We start from the raw sequence: 483 nt of genomic DNA on the forward strand, positions 1-483 counted from the left end.
TTGATAATGGCCATAGCGATACTGTCATGTGACGATGACTTTTTAGAGACAACGCCAACGGATGCCATCTCGGCCTCCGATGCACTGGCCAATGAGACCAATATGCAACTGGTGCTCAACGGGTTGCACCGGGGACTGTACTCCCAGTCCCAGACCATTTTCCCTGGGGGGAATACCGCTAGGGCGGGCAACCACTATTGGGTACCGCTGGGAGATAACCTTGCAGGCCACCTGATACACTCCGCAAGTGCCAACAATTTGGGATGGCGTACCGAGATGCAATGGAACTCACATACCCTGCCGACATCGTTGACCAACGAGATACTCTGGTACCACCGTTATAACATCATAGCCGGGGCCAACCTGCTCATCAACAGGGTGCTGGACGGTACCTTGACGGAGTCACCCGTACTCTCCGAGATCCTGGGACAGGCATACACCTATAGGGCCTATGCCTACCTCTCGCTGGTACAGCACTATGCA

General features: G+C 54.5%; 1 protein-coding gene. It reads left to right on the top strand.

The features are described 5' to 3' along the window. Positions 1–276: 276 nt before the first annotated feature. The coding region (locus tag AACP56_RS18035; RefSeq protein WP_445227713.1) for a RagB/SusD family nutrient uptake outer membrane protein at positions 277–483 on the top strand (207 nt) is incomplete at its 3' end.

The sequence above is a fragment of the Croceitalea sp. MTPC6 genome (genome assembly GCF_036985525.1).
Lineage (GTDB): Bacteria > Bacteroidota > Bacteroidia > Flavobacteriales > Flavobacteriaceae > Croceitalea.